This window comes from Manganibacter manganicus (assembly GCF_002075885.1).
Taxonomy (GTDB): Bacteria; Pseudomonadota; Alphaproteobacteria; order Rhizobiales; family Rhizobiaceae; genus Mesorhizobium; species Mesorhizobium manganicum.
This window is the reverse complement of record NZ_MDET01000059.1, coordinates 20,735-40,905: the sequence shown is the minus strand read 5'-3', so window position 1 is coordinate 40,905 and position 20,171 is coordinate 20,735. Positions and strand designations below refer to the sequence as shown.

Here is a 20,171-nt window from a genome sequence, read left to right as displayed (position 1 = left end):
AGAATCGCATTTCCGCGAATCGCAGTCAAGAGTCCTCGTCAGGATAACCGCTGTTTCGGCGAGCAGATTTCTTTTGCCTAGCGATAGGTGAAGGACAATGCAGACGCATATCACAACGACGCCCTTCGGGCGGCGATCGATGACGCTTGGCCAGATTGCAAGCCAGGCAACCGCCAAGGCGATGCCGAAGGAGGCGATCGCAAATAAATGGCAGGTTTTCCAGCACGTCCGTGAAGCGCGAGAGCTGGTCGGCGCGACAGATCGTGCGCTGGCGATCCTCAACGCCTTGCTGTCGTTCCACAGAGAAACGGAACTCTCGGCCGAAGGCGAGCTGATCGTGTGGCCGTCGAACGAGCAGCTTATGGCCCGCGCAAACGGCATCTCGCCGGCGACGCTTCGGCGGCATCTGTCCGTTCTGGTCGAATGCGGATTGATTATCCGGAGGGATAGTCCGAACGGCAAGCGCTTCGCGCGCCGGAGCAGGACAGGGGAGATTGAGCAGGCCTATGGCTTCGACCTGTCGCCGCTCGTCGCCCGCGCCGAGGAGCTCAGGGATCTGGCAGAAGTGGTGCAAGCCGAGAAGAAGGCGTTCCGTGTCGCCAGGGAGCGCCTGACGCTGCTACGCCGCGACATCGTCAAGATGATCGATGCCGGCCTCGAGGAAGGTGTGCCCGGCAACTGGGGCAGGGTGCTTCAGACCTATCAGGGCGTCATCTCCAGGCTTCCTCGCACGGCCTCCAGGCAGCTGATCGAGGACATCTGCGCCGAGCTTTACGAATTGCATGCGGAAATCCGCGACGTACTGGAATCTTTCACAAAAACACAGAATCCGAACGCCAATGAGTCTCATTCTGCACGCCACATACAGAATTCAAATCCAGACTCCATATTTGAATCTGAAACCGGCTCTCGAAAAGAAAAGGAAGCAAGCGGCAACGCTGCGGAAACCGACAACGTAAGGAGCTTGCCGAAGCGGGATCTGCCATTGAGCATCGTGCTGGATGCTTGCCCGAACTTGCGGGAAACAGCCCAGTCGGGTGAAATCCGCCACTGGCGCGATTTTGTTGCGGCCGCGGAGCTGGTCCGAACCATGCTGGGTATCAGCCCGAGCGCTTGGCAAGATGCCCGCGAGGTCATGGGTGAGGTTCAGGCCGCGATTGCGCTTGCGGCGATCTACCAGCGTGCCGACCAGATCAACAGCGCCGGCGGTTATCTGCGCAGCCTTACCGACAGGGCGCGGGAAGGGAAATTCTCGACCTGGCCGATGATCATGGCCCTGTTGCGCGCCAAGCTGGACGAGGGGAAGCAGCGCCAAACAACGGAAAATGCGACATCCGAGGCCGGTCCACGGCTCGAAGTGTCGGATTCGCTCCTGAAAAGCCTGCGCAAGCGGAACCCGCGACCATGACATCAGCCGGCGAACCCTTGGTGAGAACCGTCGGATGTAACTGCGACCGGTATCAGAACCGACGCTCAGACAGGGGCGCCCATGAGATCGATGCCAAACGGCTCGAAATGCTTCAGGTTCAGCGTGACCACGGTTAAATCATGGGCCTTCGCGGTTCCCGCGATAAGCGCATCGGCCATACCGGGACTGTGGCCTGCAGCGATCACTTCGGCTTCGAGTTTGCCCGACAAAGCGGAAACCACCGGGTCTATCGGGATGATACGATCCTCGTATGTGGTGAACAGGCCGTCCATCCAGTACCTGAGTTCCCTTGCCTTGGCGCTGGCGCCTTTGCGTTCGAGCAATATGATCCCGCGCTCGATCTCGTGAACGGTGACGACCGACAGGAAAAACTCGGCCGTTTCTGCGGCCTTGTCGAGCCATGCGAATAGGTCTGTGGAGGCCTCGGCGCGCGAAGGTGACAGCAGCGAGACGACATTCGTGTCGAGAAGATATGCCGTCAAAGTTCGACATCCCGCGAAGGCGAGGGATTGCGCTCGAATTCTCCGCCAGGAAAGGTCTTCAGGTATGACAGGAAGCTGGGCCGGCGGGGTTTAAGTGTGCGCTTGGCAATCTCCGCCGCCTGCAAAGGGACCAGAGCAGCTACAGGCTTTCCATGGCGGGTGATGGTGATGAATTCACCCTTGATCGCCTCATCGACATAGCTGGAAAGACCAGCTTTCGCATCTTTCAGACTGACAGTAGACATCGACGGCTCCGCAAAGTGGTCACATGTGACCATATATGCGATTGAAGTCATCACGGTCAAGGGGCGGTCATGCCGACTCTCTTGCCAGAAGTCCGGATCGCCTCGCTCGGTCAATCAGGTTCTTGACCGATGAAGGAGACCATTTGATCCCGCCACGTGGGGTGCGTTCATGCAGCTGCTCAAGTTGGCGGGCGATTTCCCGCAATGTCAGCTTCGCATTTGAAGAGTGAATGCCGGCGACGAGCGTCATCAGCCGATCCTCAGGAAGACGAGGCGGTGATTTGCGAAGCAGGGTGGCGTCCGCCATGCCTTCGGAGACCATCCATCTGACTGCCCGTCGAAGCCGTTCCGGCGTCCAGTCGAGCCCGCGCTGTTTTAGGACACGAGCAATATCGTCCCAGGTGTGATCTGGACGCATTCGTTTTACAGTTGGAAGCCATTGATTGGTCGTTGCCTGAATGCGTGTGCCGTATGCTGCCTTCTGCGCGGCCGTCATCTTCGCAAGCGCCTCTGGCCGGCGCTCGCGAATTCCGGGATTTCCGGGTAGCCGGCCCTTCGCCTTCGCGGCCCTGATGCCGGCTTTGGTGCGCTCCGAGATCAGCGAGCGCTCCAACTGCGCTACGGCGCCGAGGACCTGGAGCGAGAACATCCCTTGTGGTGTCGACGTGTCGATCGGATCGCGCAATGATCGGAAAAGCGCGCCCGCGGCCGTCAGACTTTCGATCACCTCAAGTAGATGGCTAACCGAGCGAGCCAGGCGATCAAGCCGAACGACGACGAGCGTGTCGCCGGTGCTGATCTCCCGTACGAGTTTCGAGAGGGCAGGCCGTGCGCGCGAGGCACCGGAACCATGCTCCCGGACAATGACATCGCAGCCGGCGGAGAGCAGCTCCATCTCTTGCGCTTCTGTCGCCTGTTCGTCCGTGGATACCCGCGCATAGCCGATTAGGCGGCCCTGTGGTCGACGGGAGGCCCGATTGTGAGTGTCATTAGCCATTTCGAGCGCTTCTGTGCCCCCCATCGTCCTGATTTCCAAATACAGAGGATAAGGATAAAGGATCGTTTGTAAACGTCTCTTGAGGCGATTTCGCGAAGCTAGGGATCCTCTAAAGCCCGGGAAAACGGATATTCCCGTCGATCTGAGCGCCAGCCGACGCACCTCTGTTCAATCCGGAAGGCCTGGAGCGTCTATATAGTACACACGCATAGAGAATAGCCGCTATGAAGGAAGCTATTGGCGTGTTAATTTCCGTATGAAATATAAAAATGCGATATGTCAATGGCTTATGAAATCGGCCTACTCCCTCTGGAGACCTTGCTTCCGGCAATAGCGCGGGCGGAAGACCAGCTTGCACGCCTGGACGAGGCGGTGCGCCGCAGTACGGTCGGCGATGGTTTCGTTGAGCGCGCCCACTTCTTCGACTCTGCGGCCAGCATGTGGGTCTTGGGGGAACTTGTCCATGTAGAGGATCTTGTCCTCCACGACGCACATATGGACGTTCGGGCACCGAGCCACGAATTGACAATCTCCCACACCATCCTTCGTGCGAGGCGACGTATCGCATCGACCAAGGCCGGTTGGGCATTAAGCGAACGCGGTTTCGATACTCTGACCGGGACTCAGAACCAGGAAGCCGTGACGCCCCAGCACTCGGTCGAGGTTAGGGCAGAAGAGGGGGAGGTGGTTGATGAGCCGGAACCTTTCGCGGAGGAGTTCGCCCATATCGATGCCGTGCTGGAACGGTCGGAGCGGCTAATCCGTAGTGTGACAAAAGGTGATGGTCATCGCACAGAAAAAGGCTGCGGCTTGGCGGTGGGTGATCTGATGATCCGCGATCCTGATTGGGACGAGGCCGACCGTGTGTCGCAATGGCGATCAGTCGAGATGGCGGTTCAGGTTATGCCGCCGGCGATCGCAGCGGCGTTGTTGTTTGATGCGTGGGAGACGATCGAGCCGGTGCAGCGGCAGCATTGGCTCGGCGGCCTGCTGGTCGGCGAATACCTGAGGTCACGAGGTAAGGTCTCCTCGCATCTGCCGTCGTTCAACGTTGGGCTGAAGGCGGTTTCCAGAGAGCGGCGCCGAGCAAAGGACCGAACCACCCGTCTCATTGCGTTTCTCGATGCAATGACGGCAACGGCGGATGCCGGCATGCGGGAACTGGTTCGCCTACAGCAGGCGCGAACCCAGATGGAGAGAAGACTGGCCGGACGGCGAGCATCTAGCAGCTTACCGTCAGCTATAGAGCTTGTTCTTTCGAGGCCGATGATCTCCGCAGCGATACTGGCGAAGGTCGTTAAGGTGACGCCGCGCGGGGCACTCAACCTGATCGCGGAACTCGGCGTACGGGAATTGACCGGGAGAGGGCGGTACCGTGCCTGGGGTGTTCTGTGATTAGGATGATTGCGCAGATGAACATTAAATGGTACATGTACCATATATGAGGCGGTATGGCAGGTGATAAACCAAATCAGATACTGGTCGTTTTCTATCGAACCGCGAGCGGAACCGAGGTTGTACGCGACTGGCTTCAAGGTCTGGAGGCCGAAGATCGACAAGTGATAGGGCTGGATTTGATGCGTGTTCAATTCCGTTGGCCGGTGGGAATGCCGCTTGCAGGTCTCTCAAGGACGGCCTGTGGGAGGTAAGGACGACGCTGCCGAGCCGGCGGATTGCCCGTACTCTGTTCTGCGTTCACGACCAGGCAATAATCGTGCTTTCAGGTTCATCAAGAAAGCTCAGAAAACGCCCGATGACGAACTCGCTCTCGCCCGTCGGCGAATGCGTGAGTTTCTGGATTAAGGAGTGTCTATGATGGCATCGGAAAAGATGATCGAAAAGCGGTCGGTGTCTGAGCTATCCACGCTCGACAGCTTCCTCTCGGACATAGGGAAACTTGAGGAGTTTCAGGCCACGGCCATAAAGGAGGTGCTCGCCTGGCAAATTGAGGAGGCGATGAAAGAGCAGCATCTTTCTCGCAAACGCCTCGCGGAGCGGATGGGTACGAGCCGAAGCCAGATCGGACGACTGCTGGACCCAAAGGATGGAAATGTTACACTCTCAACCCTTCAGCGTGCAGCTGAGGTTGTCGGGCGGAAGGTGCGTATCGAACTGATTTGACCCTTCTCGTGGACGGTGCAGCAACGCGCCTAACTAAGACATTGGGCGTCACCATTCCCAAAAGCGGACGCCTTAGGTGCGGTAAATGGCGGAAAAGTAGGATATCACGGTGTCGGCGTCCCCTAAAATTCCAGCCATTCAGCCGGTGTCGCGCTTAGTCGTGGAGACGACCATGACGATGGCCACACAGCCTATGTCGCCAAGTACGACGCTCAGCGCGTGAAAAAATTCAACTATTCATTTCCGGTTGGGGCTCGCCCTCACGATTGACCCTTTGGAGGCCGCATTCCGCCGCCTCATAAGGCAATCGATCATGACTGACACCATCACCTCTCCCGACGATATCGAAGACCTCGAGGACTGCATCCGTACCGGACGTCCCGCCCGCGGGGCCGGCAGCTACCGTATTCGCCATGCCGACGAGGCCTTGGAATTCCATCCCGCTCTCGTCGACGATCCGGTTCCGACTGGGCGTCAGATCCTGCAGGCGATCGGGCTGCGTCCAGTCGAGGAGTTCTCGCTTTTCGCGATCCTGCCCGACGGCTCTTTCGAAGACATCCGACTCGACGAGACCTTCGATGTCTACGGGCGCAGGACCGAGCGGTTCGTCCATTTCCGCAGCGACCGCGAATTTAGGTTCACGTTGGACGACCGCCAGATGCAGTGGGGCAAGCCCGCCATCTCTGGACGCCATCTCAAGGTACTCGCAGGTGTCGATCCGAGCACCTACGATGTCTATCTCGACGTGCGAGGTGGCCACGATCGCATCATCGCGAATGATGAACTTGTGCGTCTCGACGAGCCCGGAGTGGAAAGGTTCGTAACGCTCATCCGCCATACCACCGAAGGTAGCGCGCTCCTCCCGGAGCGCGACAGGCGGTATCTCGACGGCAGCGGCTACACGTATGAGGTCGTCCAGGAGAATGGCTCCGTTGGAGTCGTACTGAAGGACTTCCCCTTGCCGGAAGGTAAGTTCATACAGGTGACCGCTGACACACTGATCGTCCTGCCGGGCGGTTACCCGGATGCCTGCCCTGACATGTTTTTCATGTATCCGACCGTAACGCTTGCGGCGACCGGAACACTTCCGCGGGCGACGCAGGGCGTCCTCAGCTTCGCAGGTAGGCCATGGCAGCAATGGTCGCGTCACAGCGGCCAGTGGCGGCCCGGCGTGGATGGCATCCACACGATGGTCAACCGGGCGCTCAACGCCCTGCGGGAGGCCGCGTGATGACCGCGCTTTACGACATGGTCCTCGCCGTTCCCCATGCCGATGGCATCCGTGCGCTGCTCGACGGCAACGGCGAGGAGCGGGCCGCCTACATGCTGTTTGGGACCTCCGGGATCGATGCCGATCCGTGGACGGGGAAGAAAAGGGTTCGCCTGGTTTCGCACCGCTTCATCGACATTCTTGACAGCGATGTCGTCTCTCGTTCGCCGGTGCATGTTACATGGTCCACCGAGAGCTTTATGGGCCTGCTCGGCGAAGCCGAACGCAGCGGTCTTGTGCCCTCCATCGTGCACACTCACCCGGGCGGCTCCCCTTCCTTTTCGGACCAGGATGACCGGAACGAGAGCGAACTTGCCCGCACCGTCCGCAACAAGGGACTGCCCGGGCTCGTCAGCATCGTCATCGGCGCCTCGGACGAGGTTGGAGCACGTCTCTGGACTTCGCGAGATCACGTGATTCCCATGGCCAGGATCATCGAGACGGGTAGACGGGTCCGCATCTGGCCGGGGACCGGGGATGCCGAGCGGGCCTTACCCATCCATCTCGACCGGCAGGCGCGTCTCTTCGGAGACATGTTCAACGATCTGCTCGGCGCACTGCGCATCGGCATCGTCGGATGCGGCGGAACGGGCAGCGCTGTGGCCACTCTGCTTGCGAGACTCGGTGTCGGCAAGCTCCTGCTAATCGACCGTGACCGAATCGAAACTACGAACCTAAATAGAGTGCACGGTGCGCGGCATGCCGATGTCGTTTCCAAGCGTCTGAAGGCGACGATGCTTCGCGATGCCATCGTGGACGCCGGCCTCGGCGTCGACGTCGTGGCGGTCGCTGACTGGGTCGGGAATCCCGCTTGCGATGACGCCCTGAAATCATGCGACATCATCTTCGGCTGCACGGACGATCATGCAGGCCGGGCATTTCTCAACCGGCTCGCCTATTTCTACGGGATCCCCCTAATCGACGTCGGGCTAAGCATGCGCGGGGCAACCGAGGGAAGCCGGCCCGACATCACCGGGCGAGTTTCGACGCATCTCGCTGGTCATACCTGCATGATGTGTTCCGGTCTCGTCGATCCGCGCCTCGCCGCAGAGCAGAGTCTCGAGCGCAATGACCCCGCCGAATATGCACGCCGCAAGGCCGAGGCGTATGTCATCGGGAGCGGCGATCCGGCCCCTGCCGTCGTGACTTTCACAACCGAGGCGGCATCCTTGGCCGTCAACGAGTTGATCAATGCTCTGACGGGCTATCGCGATGCAGATGGCATGGCGCCGATGTCGATCCGCAAGTTCCACGACATGAAGGACCTCAGCTTGAGGCCTCCACCCCAGGATGGCTGCCCGTCCTGCAATGGTGAGCGTTGGGGACGCGGTGACGTTGAACCCTTCCTCGACATGATCCGGTGAAAGCCATGAGAAACTTCATCGCGAAGATCCTGCGCAGGTTTGGACTTCTCCGGTTTGACCTGATCGGCAGGGTTGTGCCGTCGATGCCGGAAAAAGGGTTATTGCTTCCGGGAGACCTTGCCGTCGTCGTTGATGGCGGGGTCGAGAAATGGGCCTGCATGCGCTGCCCTGGAGGCTGCGGCGAGACAATCTCATTGTCCCTGAATCCAAGTCGCCGGCCGAGATGGAAGGTGGGTCTGGACCGTTGGCACCGCCCCACGATCGAACCGTCGGTCTGGCAGAAGAACGAGTGCGGATGCCATTTCATTATCCGCAATGGCATCGTTCACTGGTGCGCGGACGGGCGGCCTCGTCGCTGAAAGCGCTTCTTAGCAAGCGCTTACAGCCTCGCGGTGAGTCGTCCCTCTCCGGTTTCGCCGCACAGGAAGTAGTGCGGACATTTCGGGCATTGCCTGCTGTCGACGACCTGGGGAAAGTCGCCTCTCGCGATTCCTGCAAGCGCAGCTTCGGCATCAGCGCGGTCGGTAGCCAGTGGCGCTGGCATGTCCCGGACCGCAGCGTCCGCCAGATTGATCAGGCTGAAACGGATGCCCGTTCCCAGTCCTTGGGCGGCAAGGCGTGACAGCCTGTTCTCTAAAGCCTTAATGTCGCGGCCGGATGATCGTCCGGTCATGACGCGTCTGAGATGTATGGTGCCATCGACGTCGCGGCTGGTGTGATCCACATCGGCCAGGACAGTCCCGTCTGCGAGCCGCAGTTCAAGCCGCCCGGGTTCATGTCGAGCCCTGCCTTCTATCTGGGTCCAAAGCGTCGTTGCGAGGCCCTCGGCCATGGCCCGGTAGCCATCAGCGTAGCCGTGCGCGATCGGCCCTTTTTCGGACCACGCTTCCTGGAACATGGCGTCGAAACGCGATCTCCCGATCTTTTCGCCCGGTGGATGGCTTCCACACATCTCGACAAGACGCTGGATGGCATTGTGCATCATCGTGTACGGTGTTTCCTCGCGTCTTCCACCGAGCCTGAGCACGTAGGTGTAGAAGAAGCGCCTCGGGCAGCGCACGTAGGTGCCGATTTTGGATGCCGTTATGCTGATGCCGGACGGAAACTCCACCGGGATGGTTTTCACGCTGTCGGGGAGACCTGCAGCCGCAACCTTGCCGGTGCCGCGCTCGCCATAGTGCGAGCCGAGACCGTCAAGAAACTTCGTGGGATTGGCCTTCACGGACTGGCGATACATCACCAGGCTGCGCTTCGCCCGTGAGAGCGCGACATAGAAGAGGCACTTCATTTCCTCATCCAGGCCCGCCTTGATCGCCTCATCGCCGGTCTTTTCCTCGGAGCCAATAATCATGCCGTCGGGCGGTATGCAGTGCGGATTGATGCGATTTCCTGGCATGCCGCGCGCGTGAAGTCCTGGAAGATGCACGACGTCGAACTCAAGCCCCTTGGCGCCGTGGATCGTCATAACCCGGACCGCATCGAGATGATCCGCTGATGGCGGAAGGCGTCGTAGGTCCCGCTCATCGCCCAGGCGGACGATGCGGCGGATGCGGGCGAGGAACTCGTGCGTCGTGGGCCATGGCTTCCCGCTCGACTGCGTTCGCGCGTAGTTCAGAAACTGCCATATCGCGATGCCCTTCGCGCGGTTGGCGATGGAGTCCGAGGTGGCGAGCCGCTTGGCGATTGACGTCTCATCGAGAACCGCGCGGGCGCAGGCCAACCAGGGTGAGAGCCGCCCATCCGTGTTTGCGAAGACCGCATCAAGGCGGTCGAGGGCTGTTCGTGCTTCCGCCGAGAACCCACCCCTTGGCAGACCTGTGCCATGCCAACCGATCGATGATGCCGCGTGAGTCCGGAGGGCGGCAGAAAGGGCCATGGCGTCCGCGGCCAACATCCTGAAGTCTGGCATGGCGGCAATGCGCGCGAGCGCCGACCCATAGCCGTCATGGGCAAGTGAGAGGATGGACAGGAGATCACGGACTTCCTCGCGCTCGAACAGGACGCCGAGGAACAGCACCGGCACGCCAAGCACCTCAAGCCGTCTGGCCACCTCGGCCAGACGGTCGTTGCCTTTCACGAGGATGGCCTGGTTACGCCAAGCATGACCTGCCCTATGCAAAGCATGGGCTGACGCAGCGATGGCGTCGGGCTCGCTGTCGCGGTCGCCGCACACATGCAACTCGGGTTGGGGTCCGGTGGCGTCCGGCCTCGGGGATGGGCCCGGCAGGGAGCCAACGCCCATGTTTCGGGAGAAGGCGTTAAAGAGGCCGACGATCCCGGTCGTAGAGCGGTAGTTGGTCTCGAGGCGGCTGAAGGTGGCTGAGGGGAAAGTCCTCCGGAAAATGTCTATGTTGGCAGAAGACGCGCCGCGAAAACGGTAAATCGACTGGCGCGCATCGCCGACCGCCCAAAGGTTTTCGCCCGTTCCAGCGAGCGATGAAAGCAAGCGGACGCTCGCGTGGTTCACGTCCTGGTATTCGTCGACAAGTATGTGTCGATGCCGATCGCGCAGACCTGCAAGCACGGCAGGATGATTGTCGACCAGAGTCACCGGCAGGTGGACGAGATCGCCGAAATCAACTGCTCCGGCAGACTTTTTGAGTCTCTCATATGCCTCGTAGAAAACCGCGACCTCTGCAGCCTTGGCGCCTTCGACAGGATCGCGGAGGGCTGTGGCAGCGGCAAGTTCCCTATAGCGCTGCGGCGATACGACCTCGTCCTTCGCTCGCGAAACGGCGCGCAGTAACCCGACAATGTGGTCGAGCGGATCATATAGATCGCGGTAGTGCATCAACGGCAGCCGGGCGAACTCGTCTTCGACTAAATCGACGGCCGATGACAGGTCGAGGAGACGCGGATCGGAAGGAAGATCCAACTCGCCATTGAAGCGACGGATCAGGTCCAGTCCGAATGAATGGAAGGTCCCGATCCACATCGCTGCGGCTTCCGTAGACCTGCTTTGTGCTATCCGCTCGGTCAGTTCTGCTGCGGCCCTGTTCGAGAACGTCAGGACGAGAATCTGGCTCGCATCAACACCGCTCTCGAGAAGATGCTCGACCCTCGCCACGAGCGTCTTCGTCTTGCCGGTTCCTGGCCCGGCTTCGAGCAGGAAAGGCGAACCCGAATGGGTTGCCGCATTCCGTTGCGAGTCATCCGGAGGAGGGGCGGTTCTGGTATCCGGCCCTATCGGTTCCATCGGCTCCGGCAGGAGAAGTGCATCGAGCGCCTGTTGTGCGACAACTTCGTATGGCGCCCCGAGCTTTTCCGCGATCTCGTCGATGCGCATTCCATCGTCGAGAACGCGGCGTCGCAGCCATGACCTCGGCATGAGAAGCTCGCGCGCGAAGAGGTCCATCGTGACCTCCTTCCGCTCACGGCGGCTATAGTCCCAGATTCTGTCTGCGCCGATCTCCGGATCTTCCGCCGCTCTCGTCGGATCGATGGTCCGGCTGAAGGCCTTGGTCGAAGATCCACCAATGACGGCATGACCGATCTCGTGGGCGGCCACGAAGGCGTCACGGAACGGGTTGCCCGACAGCCCGTGGTAGACGTAGCGGGTGTCGGGATCCCAAACGCCCTCGCTCTCTTCAAGGCGGGGGTCATCCTTCGGCACGGGGATGATCCGTATACCCTCATTGCGAGCCAGGGCGGCAACGAGCGCAGCCGGTGACCAGCTGTCGGTACCGTCCGCTGTCAGGCCGCGATGAAGTGCAGCCGCCCTGATCCTCGCAATTTCTATGCCCCCCACAGGTGTCACTCCATCAGTGTTGACCGCTTCTCTTCTTCCGTGAGTCCCGAATTATCGAGAAAATGGTCGAACGGCATCGGACGGCCTGCACTGGGCTTTCCCACCGCTTTATGTTCAAGCGCGACATTGGCCCCTCCCACGATCGAAAGTCCGGCGAACAGCTCCTCCCGTGTCAGGCAAAGGAGGGCGACGAGCTTGCGGGCGATCACGTCGGGAATCGAGTCCACCAAGACCATGCCTTTCCGCATCGCGTCAACGAGCGGCCCAGCGATGCCGGTCGCCTTTTCCACGGAAGCGACCGTCACTACAGCCAGGGGATTGCTTGACGGTGCCGTCGAACCGTGCGCGGCCATAAGGCCATCGAGCAGCCTGTCACCGGCAGCTTCCATCGCAACCGTCGGGCTGTCGAACATGTCATCCGGCAACTGGCACTCGAGAGTGAAATCAAGGATCGCGCCCGTGAATTCGGGATAGGCGTCGATGTAGCGACGCACGGTCTGGCTGTTCAGCACACTCTCGAGCGCAAGCTGGTCCAGCACCTCATCGACCGTCGGCGTATGGTGCGTCATTGTTCTTCTCCTTCGACCAGCATGCGGTGGAGCTTCTGGGCGGCCGATTTCCGATATTCCTGGATCATCCTCGCGGAACGACCCATTTCCTTCGAGATCGACGGACCGCCGGTGATGGTGTCGACATCTGGCAAGTCCAGAAGCATCAGCGTTGCGACACGCCTTTCGTTCTCGGGTAATGTGCCAATCGCGCGGATGAGATCCGACCGGAAATGCGGATCGGAAGAAAAATCACCCTGCGAAACATCCAGACGCCGGATGCCTTCGATGATCTCGACTGGGATGTTGAATTCATCACTCACATCGAAGCTGGTCACGGGGGAGGTTTTAGTAAGGACGCGCCGCTTGGCCTCTGCGATCAGCAGTTTCATGCCACGCTCGAACCTGCATTCAAAAATGTCGAGCCTGCCCAAACGCTCAATCCGGTCGCGGGTAATCAGTTCTGTTAGCATGTCCACGACGAGTTCACGGATCCGCTCGCTTGTAGTGTCGCTTCCGCCTGGCAGCCGCCTGAGCACACGCGCGCGAAGCACAAGGTACAGTTTACCGAAATAAGCTTCGCTGTTTTCACGGACAGTATTGCGAATCAGATGAAGGAGAACTTCATCCTGGAGGAAATCCGGATCGCCCCGCGCTGCAATCTGAAGCCGTCTGGCGATCTGATCCCTCGGCAATCTCGATGTATCGTCGATAGCTTGTTCCACTTCCGGTGGCCGCAGGTGAGGCGACCCGTCGAGGTATGTGCCGGTCAGTGGTTCCGCCATCCTAGTACCATGCAAAGCTGAAACAAGTTGCTTCCCGATTCGGGATCGTTGCCAAGCATAGGATGTTGGGTGCCGATAATTCTAGTGGCATTTTATATGGAAAGGCGAGTGTTCCTTAAGCCTTGGTGGACCGCCGTCGCCGCACATACACTTTAACCTGTCTATCCAGTGTCGGACCCAACTACGTCGTTGAGCACAGCAAATCTTGCCTAGCCGATCGAGTGAACTCTCACCTTCGGTACAACCTGTGCGGCGATGTCACAAAGATGCCGGTGATGGGTCAGGTAAATGACCTGTCCGACGTGAGCCATCTGCCCGAACAGCCGGAACACTTCCTCGGAGCGAGGTTCATCGAAGGTCTCCATGATATCGTCTGCTACGAACGGGACCGAAGGTCGTGCTGTGGCGAACTCTTCGTATCCGGCAAGTCGCAACGCCAGATACAGCTGGAACTGCGTGCCCTTGGACATCTCGACCGCGAGCCTGGAGCCGCCATTTCGTGACAAGCCAATGAGCGCTTCGCGATCCTTGTCGGGCCGCGTGGCAAGGCCGGTATATTCGTCGCGCGTAATCAGCCGGAACGCTTCGGATGCCCGGTTCATCATCGCGCTGCGGTGTTTGTCGCGATAGGCGCGAATGCCGTGTTCGGCGACCAGACTTCCGCTTCTGAGGCGAAGATAGCGCAGCGCCAAATCCTCGATTTCCAGGAGCAATGTGCGCCGGTTCGCCTCAAGGCGAGCAGCGGCATCGTCACCGCCAATGGCGGTCAGACGATCGGTTGCACGCGCCTTGTCGGCGAACAGATACTTCGTTCGGCCGTCGAGGTCTTCAAGACGCGTCACAAGCTCGGCCTGCTCTCGCTGCAGTTCGGCCAGGTCGGCATTGGCGAGGCTGGCCATGGCAGCTTCCAGCGATGGCAGTTGCATGTCGCCGACTATCTGCCGCTCAAGCTTGCTCTGCTGCTCGACCAGTTCATCCCTTTTCCGGCAGCGTTCGAGAGCTTGCCGAACATCGGCAAGCGTCTCGACCTGGAAGAAGTCGGTCAACTCCTTCTTGCGCGCGGTATGGATCGCGATCTCACCGTCCAGCCGCTCACGTTCGGTCGCGAGATCGGCGAGGGTCTGATTGCGTTCCAGGCGCTTCGCTTCGACCTGTCTGGCCTCATTGTGGCGACGGCGCAGAGCCCCGGCGGCGTCAAGGGGATTACTATCGTCGAACGTGTCACCGAGGGCGTCATGCAGGCGCCCGATCGTTTCCACGAATGAGCTTCGGTCGGCCTCCATGGAGCGAATGCGATGTTGCAGGTCATCCTGTTCACGCAAGGCCTCGGGTAAGCCGGCCATCGCGTCGAGCAGTTCCCGGACCGCGCCGATACTGCCTTCGCGGTCAGCGAACCATGTGCTCGCAAGGGTGGTCGTCCAGTTTCTCTGCCACTCATCGGATGCGGTGATGGCCTCGTCGAGTGCTGCCTTCCGTTGAACCGCGGCCGCTTCAAGATCACCGTTGCGCTTGTCCGCCTCCAGTCGTTTAGTCTGCATCGCAGCATGGTCCGCGAGGATGGTGTCGGCCGCCTGCATCAGAGCGGCAACATCCAGACCATCCACAACGATCCCGACATCGATCAGGGTTGTTGCGAGCGTATCCTGCTCCGTCGCGAGCGAAGCCCTGCCGTCTTCGGTGTCAATTAAGACACGGCGCATATCATCCCACGCAGTTAGCGCCGAAGTGCGGGTCTCAGCCCATTGGCCGATCCTTGTCAGCCATGACCCGATAGATGCTTCGTCACCCAGTTCGATTTCGGATGGCGTTTCCGTCCTGATCTCGCGGCGCAGTGTCTGAAGTTCTTCATTGGTCTCCCGCAACAACTGGCGTTGGCGGTCCATGCTCGCCCTAGTTACCGCCAGCCCGGCGGTCAGGGAACGCAGCTCCTCGAGTTCCCTGACGCTGTTCAGACGTGTGGCCGCGGCTGCATCGGTCGCTCGCATTCGGGACTCGAAGCGATCGGCCGTTTCCCGATCGAGGACTGACAGATGCTGCGCCCAAGCGTCTTCCCGTTCGAGAAGGGCGGCCTTCGCCTCATCATCATCCAAGATGTTGATCGCTTCGCGGAGGGCAGCCAGCCGTGCTGCATCTTCCTCCTGCTTCGTCGAGAGCTCTCGTTCACGCTCGATGATATGCGAGCGACGCTTCTCTATGTCGCTGGAAGCCCTCTTCCAGAATTCAACGCGATCGGCAGCGGGTGGCGACATGCGCCGAAGTTCGTCACCGTCACCGGACCATGGATGCAGCCCGCTGACGGCATCTTCAAAATCCAGGCGTTTGGCGGGAACACCTCGTTCGGCAAGGCGGAGTTCAGCAACAAGATTGCCATCGCGCAAGCGTCGCAGGGTCGATTGAAGCTGTGCCACCTTGCCAGCATCGATCCGGGTGCCTTGGCCATCTTGCGTCTGGCGCGCGCGCTGTTCTTTCTCAATGGCCTGCCGGGCCGCCTCATGCTCCTTTTCGGTCGATTGTCGTGCGACATCGACGCCGGACTTTTCGCTTATCAGATCGCGCAGCGTCCCAATCGTGGCAGCCGGTATGAGCAGTGACTTCGGATCGTCGATGTCTGTCTGACCCAGCGTAGCGAGGACGAGATCGACCTTACGGCTCGATTCAGACAGCGCCTGCTTCCTTTTCGGCAGATCTTCTTGCGCGGTCGCATATCGCGCGGCTGCGTCTGCCACCTGATCAAGGCGATCCGCCATCTCAAGCAGACGGTTCTCGACCACGAGCCCTTCGAGTTCCTCCCTGGCCTTCTGCTCGCGCTGTCCAATGCCGGCGAGCTGAGTTTGAAGCCGCGTCTCTTCGACAGTCAGGTCTGGAAGTGTGGACGCCCACTCAGATGGCGGATGCGGCAGGTCCGCGTATTCGGAAAGCTGCTCCTCTCCCCGACGGTATTCAGCCGCCAAGGGGCGGGCACGCAGGACGCGCGCGATCTCGTCATGGCGGGCCTTTGCCGTACCGATCTCCTTCATGGCAGCTTCGTAGGCCGCTTCAGCCTGCTCCAGCACAGTCATCAGCGTTCTGTAAGCCGAGGCCTGGACGTCGATATCATCGCGCTGCGATTTAAGGTCCGCGATCTGGCGTTTCAGGCCGGCGATCTTCGTCGAGCTGGCGCGCTTCCGGAAGATGCCATCGGCTTCGGCGATCGCAGTTTCAAGAATGGAACTGATGCCGGCGAGGCCAGCGCTCGCCGAGAACAGCAACTCCCCTAGATCGCCCTTACTTTCCAGAATGGCGTTGCCGCCATCTTCCAGCGTCTGATCGTCGAGCGAGAACATCATGCGATAGGCGTCGCGCGTCAGCCCGGCGAGCGGGACGCTCAGGATCGCCTCGTTGACCGGCTGGCCGTGCACGTCTAGCAGCGAGTTGCTGCGCTGCTTGACGCGCCTGAACTCGTGAGGCTGTCCGCCAAATTCGAGGCAGGCGCCGATTTCCATTACCTTGCCCGGATGCAGGAAGCCGTACTTCGTGCGTTCTTCGATCCCGAACAACAGGTCGAGATAGGCGGATAGCGAGGTCGATTTGCCGGCTTCGTTCAATCCGTAGACGATGTGCAGGTCAGGCGTTCCGGAGACGTGCTCCCCGAAATCGATCGAATGGTCGGTGAATTTGCCGTAGCGGGTGAGATGGAGCCGGCGCAGGCGCATCAGATGATCTCCGACGCTTCCGGCTTCAGCCGGGCCAGCATGTCCTCGCTGCCTTCCGTCAGCAGCTGGTCGACTAGGGCTTCGAACGCGGCCTCATCATCGCCGCTGAAACCACGCGCCTCCGGTGGCAAATCATCGCGCAGTTCCTTGACCAGATCACGCACGGCCTCGCGAACACCATGTTGGTGAATGATGTCGCTGCGCATCAGCTCGCCGAGTTCCAGTACCGGGTCGGCGGTAGCACCTCCAGCTGGAGTGTTGACCGGCGCTGTGGTGGCGATCTCGATCTTCTCGATCCACGTCTTGCCAAGCCCCTCGGCGCGCTGTTCGGTTTCCGCCAACAGCAGATCGCGATCGCGGCGCAGCTGCCACGACAGAGGCGTCGCACCCGTCAGCCGAAGGCGGCCGACGAGATGGGCCGAGCGTGTCCGGTCGCGGACGGCACCAATGCCTTGCTCGATGAGTTCGGCCGTCTCTCGCCAGGTTGTGGCGGATGAAAGGTCGACCGGGATTCGTTCGAACTGCGCAATACTCGTCGCGCGTTCTCCGACGATGAGGTTGCGATCATCACCGACCGTGACAAGCGTGACGGTCTTTTCGCCGGCCTCGTTGATGTCGCGGCCTTGCGGCATACCCGGCATGACCACCATACGGTCACCTGCGTGCTGTGCACGCAGGTGGACATGCCCCAAAGCCCAGTAATCGAAGCCCCAGCCATGAAGGTCCGACGCCTTGCTGGGCGCATAAAGGTTGTGGCCAGGCGCACCGGCGAGGCTCGTATGCATGATGCCGATATTGACCGCGTCGGGGGTAGGGCGGTGATATTTTTCCAGCAAGCTCTCTGGCGCATGCGGCTTGGCGAAGCTCAGGCCGTGAATCGAAAGAGCCAGATCGCCGTGCGTTAGTTCGACGGCATGCGAACGGCCGCCGAACACGGTCACAGATGGCGGCAAGATCAGTTCCTGGGTGATCCGCGACAGGGCGTCGTGATTGCCACGAATTATGAAGCTCGCAATTCCGGCCTCGTGCAACCGCTGCATCTGCTTGGCCAGAAACCGGGCGGTTTTCATCGACGTCTGATCACCGTCATACAGATCACCCGCGATGATCAACGCATCCACTTGCTCATCGATGCACAGATCCACAATGGCGATCAGGGCCTGACGTGTCGCGTCGCCAATCAATTCGGCAAGGTCAGCATTGCGCATCGCCAGTGAGCGCAATGGGGAATCCAAGTGAAGATCGGCCGTGTGAACAAATCGAAATGGCATACGGTGCCCAATCGGTAGATTGACAAGAGGCATCTAGTGAGAATAAAAACTATATGGGAATGAAAAGAATGTCCATATGAATTATATGCCCAGAGATTTGAGGCGTGCAATGCTGAAATGGGGTGTCGAGAGGCGGTTGGAGTTCATCGAATTTCGCCTGTTCTGGGAGGGGGGCGTCAATCGCTCTGACCTGATCGATACGTTTGGCGTCTCGGTTCCGCAGGCATCAAAGGACTTGACCCATTATCAGGAGCGTGCGCCGCAAAATGCGGTCTATGACAAAAGCGCTCGTCGTTACGTAGCCGGTCCGGAATTTCGTCCGGTGTTTCTGGATCCTGATCCAGAAGCCTATTTCATGCGACTGCGCTCGATGGCGGAGGGGTTCGCCGAGGCGGGTTCGAACTGGCTCGCTGTCCCGCCTGATATGGATATCGCCCTTACGCTGCGACGTAAGGTCGATACCGAAGTTCTGCGTTCAGTCCTGGCGGCAGTGCGTGAGGAAAGGTCGCTCGACCTTCACTACCAATCCATGAACCGCGACCGTCCCGATCCGGCTTGGCGGCGGATCACTCCGCATGCCTTTGGTTTTGATGGCCTGCGTTGGCATGTTCGGGCCTGGTGTCATGAGACGGAGCGGTTCAAGGATTTTCTGCTTTCGCGCATCCTTGGTTACGGCGAACTCGGTGAGCCGGGCGCTGGTGCGGCGCAGGACCGGCTGTGGCAAGAAACATTCGACATCACCATTGTGCCGCATCCCGACTTGTCGATCGGCCAGCAGGCGGTGGTCGCGAAGGACTACAACATGGTGGATGGGCGCGCTGTGCTGACAGTTCGCTACGCCATGCTGTTTTATGTGCTCAAGCGGCTAGGATTTCTTGAAGGGGCGCGGACGCATGATCCCCGGACCCAGCATATCGTCGCCGCTAACGAACGTGAGGTTGCCGCCGCCCTTGAGCGTGCGCAGCATGAGTTCGATGAGGCCGACGTAGCAAGCGGGGCGGCGCCCCGATGATGTCCACCGTATCGAAATACCGGATGTCCTTCAGTGTGGGCGGGCTGATGCTCAATGAGAGCCTCGTGATTGCTCACGCTTATCAACCCGGCGAGAGCTGGGCGTCTGCTCGTGAGCGCTTACTGGCCCAGGGCGCGTCTTCCTTGCCCAAGCTGGCCTCGCAAACCCGCGCGCTTCGTGAAGTGTACGACCGCATAGGTTATCTCTCCGATGCCGAGCGCCAATATTTGTCGGATGATGCTGACCGCGCTGAGCAGCAGGCGATGATGTGGCTGGCGATCTGCCGGACCTATCGCTTTGTCTATGAGTTCGCTGTCGAGGTGATCAACGAGCGCTACCAATCCTGGCGCCTTGACCTGGGTCTTGAAGTTTTTGACCGCTTTCTCGCGGAGAAAGCTGAACGTGATCCAGGCCTCGCTGAGCTTTCACCATCGACCTGCGCGAAATTGCGTCAGGTCTTGTTTCGGATTTTACGTGAATCCGGTTTGATTAGTGTCGAGGGTAGAATTCAGCCGATTTGGTTGTCGGGGCGCATGAAGCGGCTGATTGAGGAGAATAGTCCGGCGGATCTGCAGATCTTTCCCGGAAATGGGGGGTAATTGTGAGCACGAAAACTGATCGGCGCGCTCGTGCCGAGCACCTATTCAGAGTGATTTCCAGTGAACGGTTCTTGCAAAAGCAAGGTCTGGGCAACGAGGTTCCCTTTTTCATCTGCGCTTTTGATGCCGAAGACGGGCTGAGCCTGGGCGAGGATCGCGAGGATCTGATCGCCCGGCTGGGGCACGCTGGTGTTCGCGTGCTTGATATTGACCTCTATGATCTTTCTCTCAGGATCCTCGATGATCGAGGAATCTTTGACCAGATTCTTGAGGTCGAAGCCGAGACGGAGAAGGCAGAGCTCAAGGAACTCTTGCAAGGCGTTCTGGACCCGCAGGCCCATCTCATTCCGGAGATCGCGCGCCAGATCGAAGAAATTCCACATGATGTGATCTTCGTGTCAGGTGTCGGCGAGGTTTACCCCTTCCTGCGTTCGCACAATGTGCTCAACAACTTGCAAAGCACCGCGAAGGACCGACCGACGATCATGTTCTTTCCGGGGAAATATACCCATGCGTTGGCGACGGGGGCCTCACTGGAATTGTTTGGCTTGTTGCACGACGACAAATACTACCGCGCGTTCAACATCATGAATTACGAGGTCTGACCG

17 protein-coding genes are annotated in these 20,171 nt (G+C 59.8%); 9 read left to right on the top strand and 8 right to left on the bottom strand.

Annotated elements, in window-relative coordinates; translation table 11 throughout:
- The first annotated feature begins 97 nt into the window (after positions 1–97).
- Entirely contained in the window at positions 98–1,408 is a 1,311-nt protein-coding gene (repC, locus tag BFN67_RS22310; RefSeq protein ID WP_080921665.1) for a plasmid replication protein RepC, read from the top strand.
- A gap of 65 nt (positions 1,409–1,473) precedes the next feature.
- Here repC and BFN67_RS22305 read toward each other — a convergent pair whose 3' ends face one another.
- From BFN67_RS22305 to BFN67_RS22295, 3 genes are all read right to left on the bottom strand, one after another.
- A complete protein-coding gene (locus tag BFN67_RS22305; RefSeq protein WP_080921664.1) occupies positions 1,474–1,911 on the bottom strand; it encodes a type II toxin-antitoxin system VapC family toxin in 438 nt (145 codons plus the stop codon).
- Positions 1,908–2,156 carry a type II toxin-antitoxin system Phd/YefM family antitoxin gene (locus BFN67_RS22300; protein ID WP_080921774.1) on the bottom strand — a complete coding sequence of 83 codons (249 nt, stop codon included), beginning with the start codon at positions 2,154–2,156 and terminating at the stop codon, positions 1,908–1,910. The genes BFN67_RS22305 and BFN67_RS22300 overlap by 4 nt, the downstream gene beginning before the upstream one ends.
- Positions 2,157–2,223: 67 nt before the next feature.
- Entirely contained in the window at positions 2,224–3,153 is a 930-nt protein-coding gene (locus BFN67_RS22295; RefSeq protein WP_080921773.1) for a recombinase family protein, read from the bottom strand.
- A gap of 282 nt (positions 3,154–3,435) precedes the next feature.
- Between BFN67_RS22295 and BFN67_RS22290 the strand changes: the two genes are divergently transcribed.
- From BFN67_RS22290 to BFN67_RS22265, 5 genes are all read left to right on the top strand, one after another.
- Positions 3,436–4,548, top strand: coding sequence for an RHE_PE00001 family protein (locus BFN67_RS22290; protein ID WP_080921663.1), 1,113 nt, complete (start codon positions 3,436–3,438; stop codon positions 4,546–4,548).
- A gap of 417 nt (positions 4,549–4,965) precedes the next feature.
- A complete protein-coding gene (locus tag BFN67_RS22280; protein WP_245295371.1) occupies positions 4,966–5,274 on the top strand; it encodes a helix-turn-helix domain-containing protein in 309 nt (102 codons plus the stop codon).
- A gap of 313 nt (positions 5,275–5,587) precedes the next feature.
- A complete protein-coding gene (locus BFN67_RS22275) occupies positions 5,588–6,505 on the top strand; it encodes a multiubiquitin domain-containing protein (RefSeq protein WP_080921771.1) in 918 nt (305 codons plus the stop codon).
- Complete coding sequence (locus BFN67_RS22270; RefSeq protein WP_080921662.1) at positions 6,505–7,908, top strand: ThiF family adenylyltransferase; 1,404 nt, start codon at positions 6,505–6,507, stop codon at positions 7,906–7,908. Before BFN67_RS22275 ends, BFN67_RS22270 begins: the two co-directional genes overlap by 1 nt.
- A gap of 5 nt (positions 7,909–7,913) precedes the next feature.
- Positions 7,914–8,267, top strand: a complete 354-nt coding sequence (locus BFN67_RS22265) for a ubiquitination-like system serine protease family protein (RefSeq protein ID WP_080921661.1) — start codon at positions 7,914–7,916, stop codon at positions 8,265–8,267.
- A 20-nt stretch (positions 8,268–8,287) separates the two neighbouring features.
- Here BFN67_RS22265 and BFN67_RS22260 read toward each other — a convergent pair whose 3' ends face one another.
- The 5 genes from BFN67_RS22260 to BFN67_RS22240 form a co-directional block, all read right to left on the bottom strand.
- Positions 8,288–11,656, bottom strand: a complete 3,369-nt coding sequence (locus tag BFN67_RS22260; protein ID WP_204842251.1) for a UvrD-helicase domain-containing protein — start codon at positions 11,654–11,656, stop codon at positions 8,288–8,290.
- A 5-nt stretch (positions 11,657–11,661) separates the two neighbouring features.
- The gene (locus BFN67_RS22255; protein WP_080921659.1) at positions 11,662–12,225 is read right to left on the bottom strand and encodes a hypothetical protein; all 564 of its coding nucleotides are present in this window, start codon (positions 12,223–12,225) and stop codon (positions 11,662–11,664) included.
- Positions 12,222–12,989, bottom strand: coding sequence for a hypothetical protein (locus BFN67_RS22250; protein ID WP_080921658.1), 768 nt, complete (start codon positions 12,987–12,989; stop codon positions 12,222–12,224). The genes BFN67_RS22255 and BFN67_RS22250 overlap by 4 nt, the downstream gene beginning before the upstream one ends.
- Before the next feature lie 209 nt (positions 12,990–13,198).
- A complete protein-coding gene (locus tag BFN67_RS22245; protein ID WP_080921657.1) occupies positions 13,199–16,681 on the bottom strand; it encodes an ATP-binding protein in 3,483 nt (1,160 codons plus the stop codon).
- The gene (locus BFN67_RS22240) at positions 16,681–17,952 is read right to left on the bottom strand and encodes a metallophosphoesterase family protein (protein ID WP_080921656.1); all 1,272 of its coding nucleotides are present in this window, start codon (positions 17,950–17,952) and stop codon (positions 16,681–16,683) included. The genes BFN67_RS22245 and BFN67_RS22240 overlap by 1 nt, the downstream gene beginning before the upstream one ends.
- Before the next feature lie 109 nt (positions 17,953–18,061).
- Between BFN67_RS22240 and BFN67_RS22235 the strand changes: the two genes are divergently transcribed.
- From BFN67_RS22235 to BFN67_RS22225, 3 genes are read left to right on the top strand one after another with little or no spacing between them, the layout of a single operon-like run.
- Positions 18,062–18,964, top strand: a complete 903-nt coding sequence (locus BFN67_RS22235; RefSeq protein WP_080921655.1) for a BrxR family helix-turn-helix transcriptional regulator — start codon at positions 18,062–18,064, stop codon at positions 18,962–18,964.
- Positions 18,961–19,563 (top strand): DUF1819 family protein, encoded by a 603-nt coding sequence (locus BFN67_RS22230; RefSeq protein WP_080921654.1) that lies wholly within the window; start codon positions 18,961–18,963, stop codon positions 19,561–19,563. Before BFN67_RS22235 ends, BFN67_RS22230 begins: the two co-directional genes overlap by 4 nt.
- Positions 19,564–19,565: 2 nt before the next feature.
- Complete coding sequence (locus BFN67_RS22225) at positions 19,566–20,168, top strand: DUF1788 domain-containing protein (protein WP_080921653.1); 603 nt, start codon at positions 19,566–19,568, stop codon at positions 20,166–20,168.
- Positions 20,169–20,171: the final 3 nt, after the last annotated feature.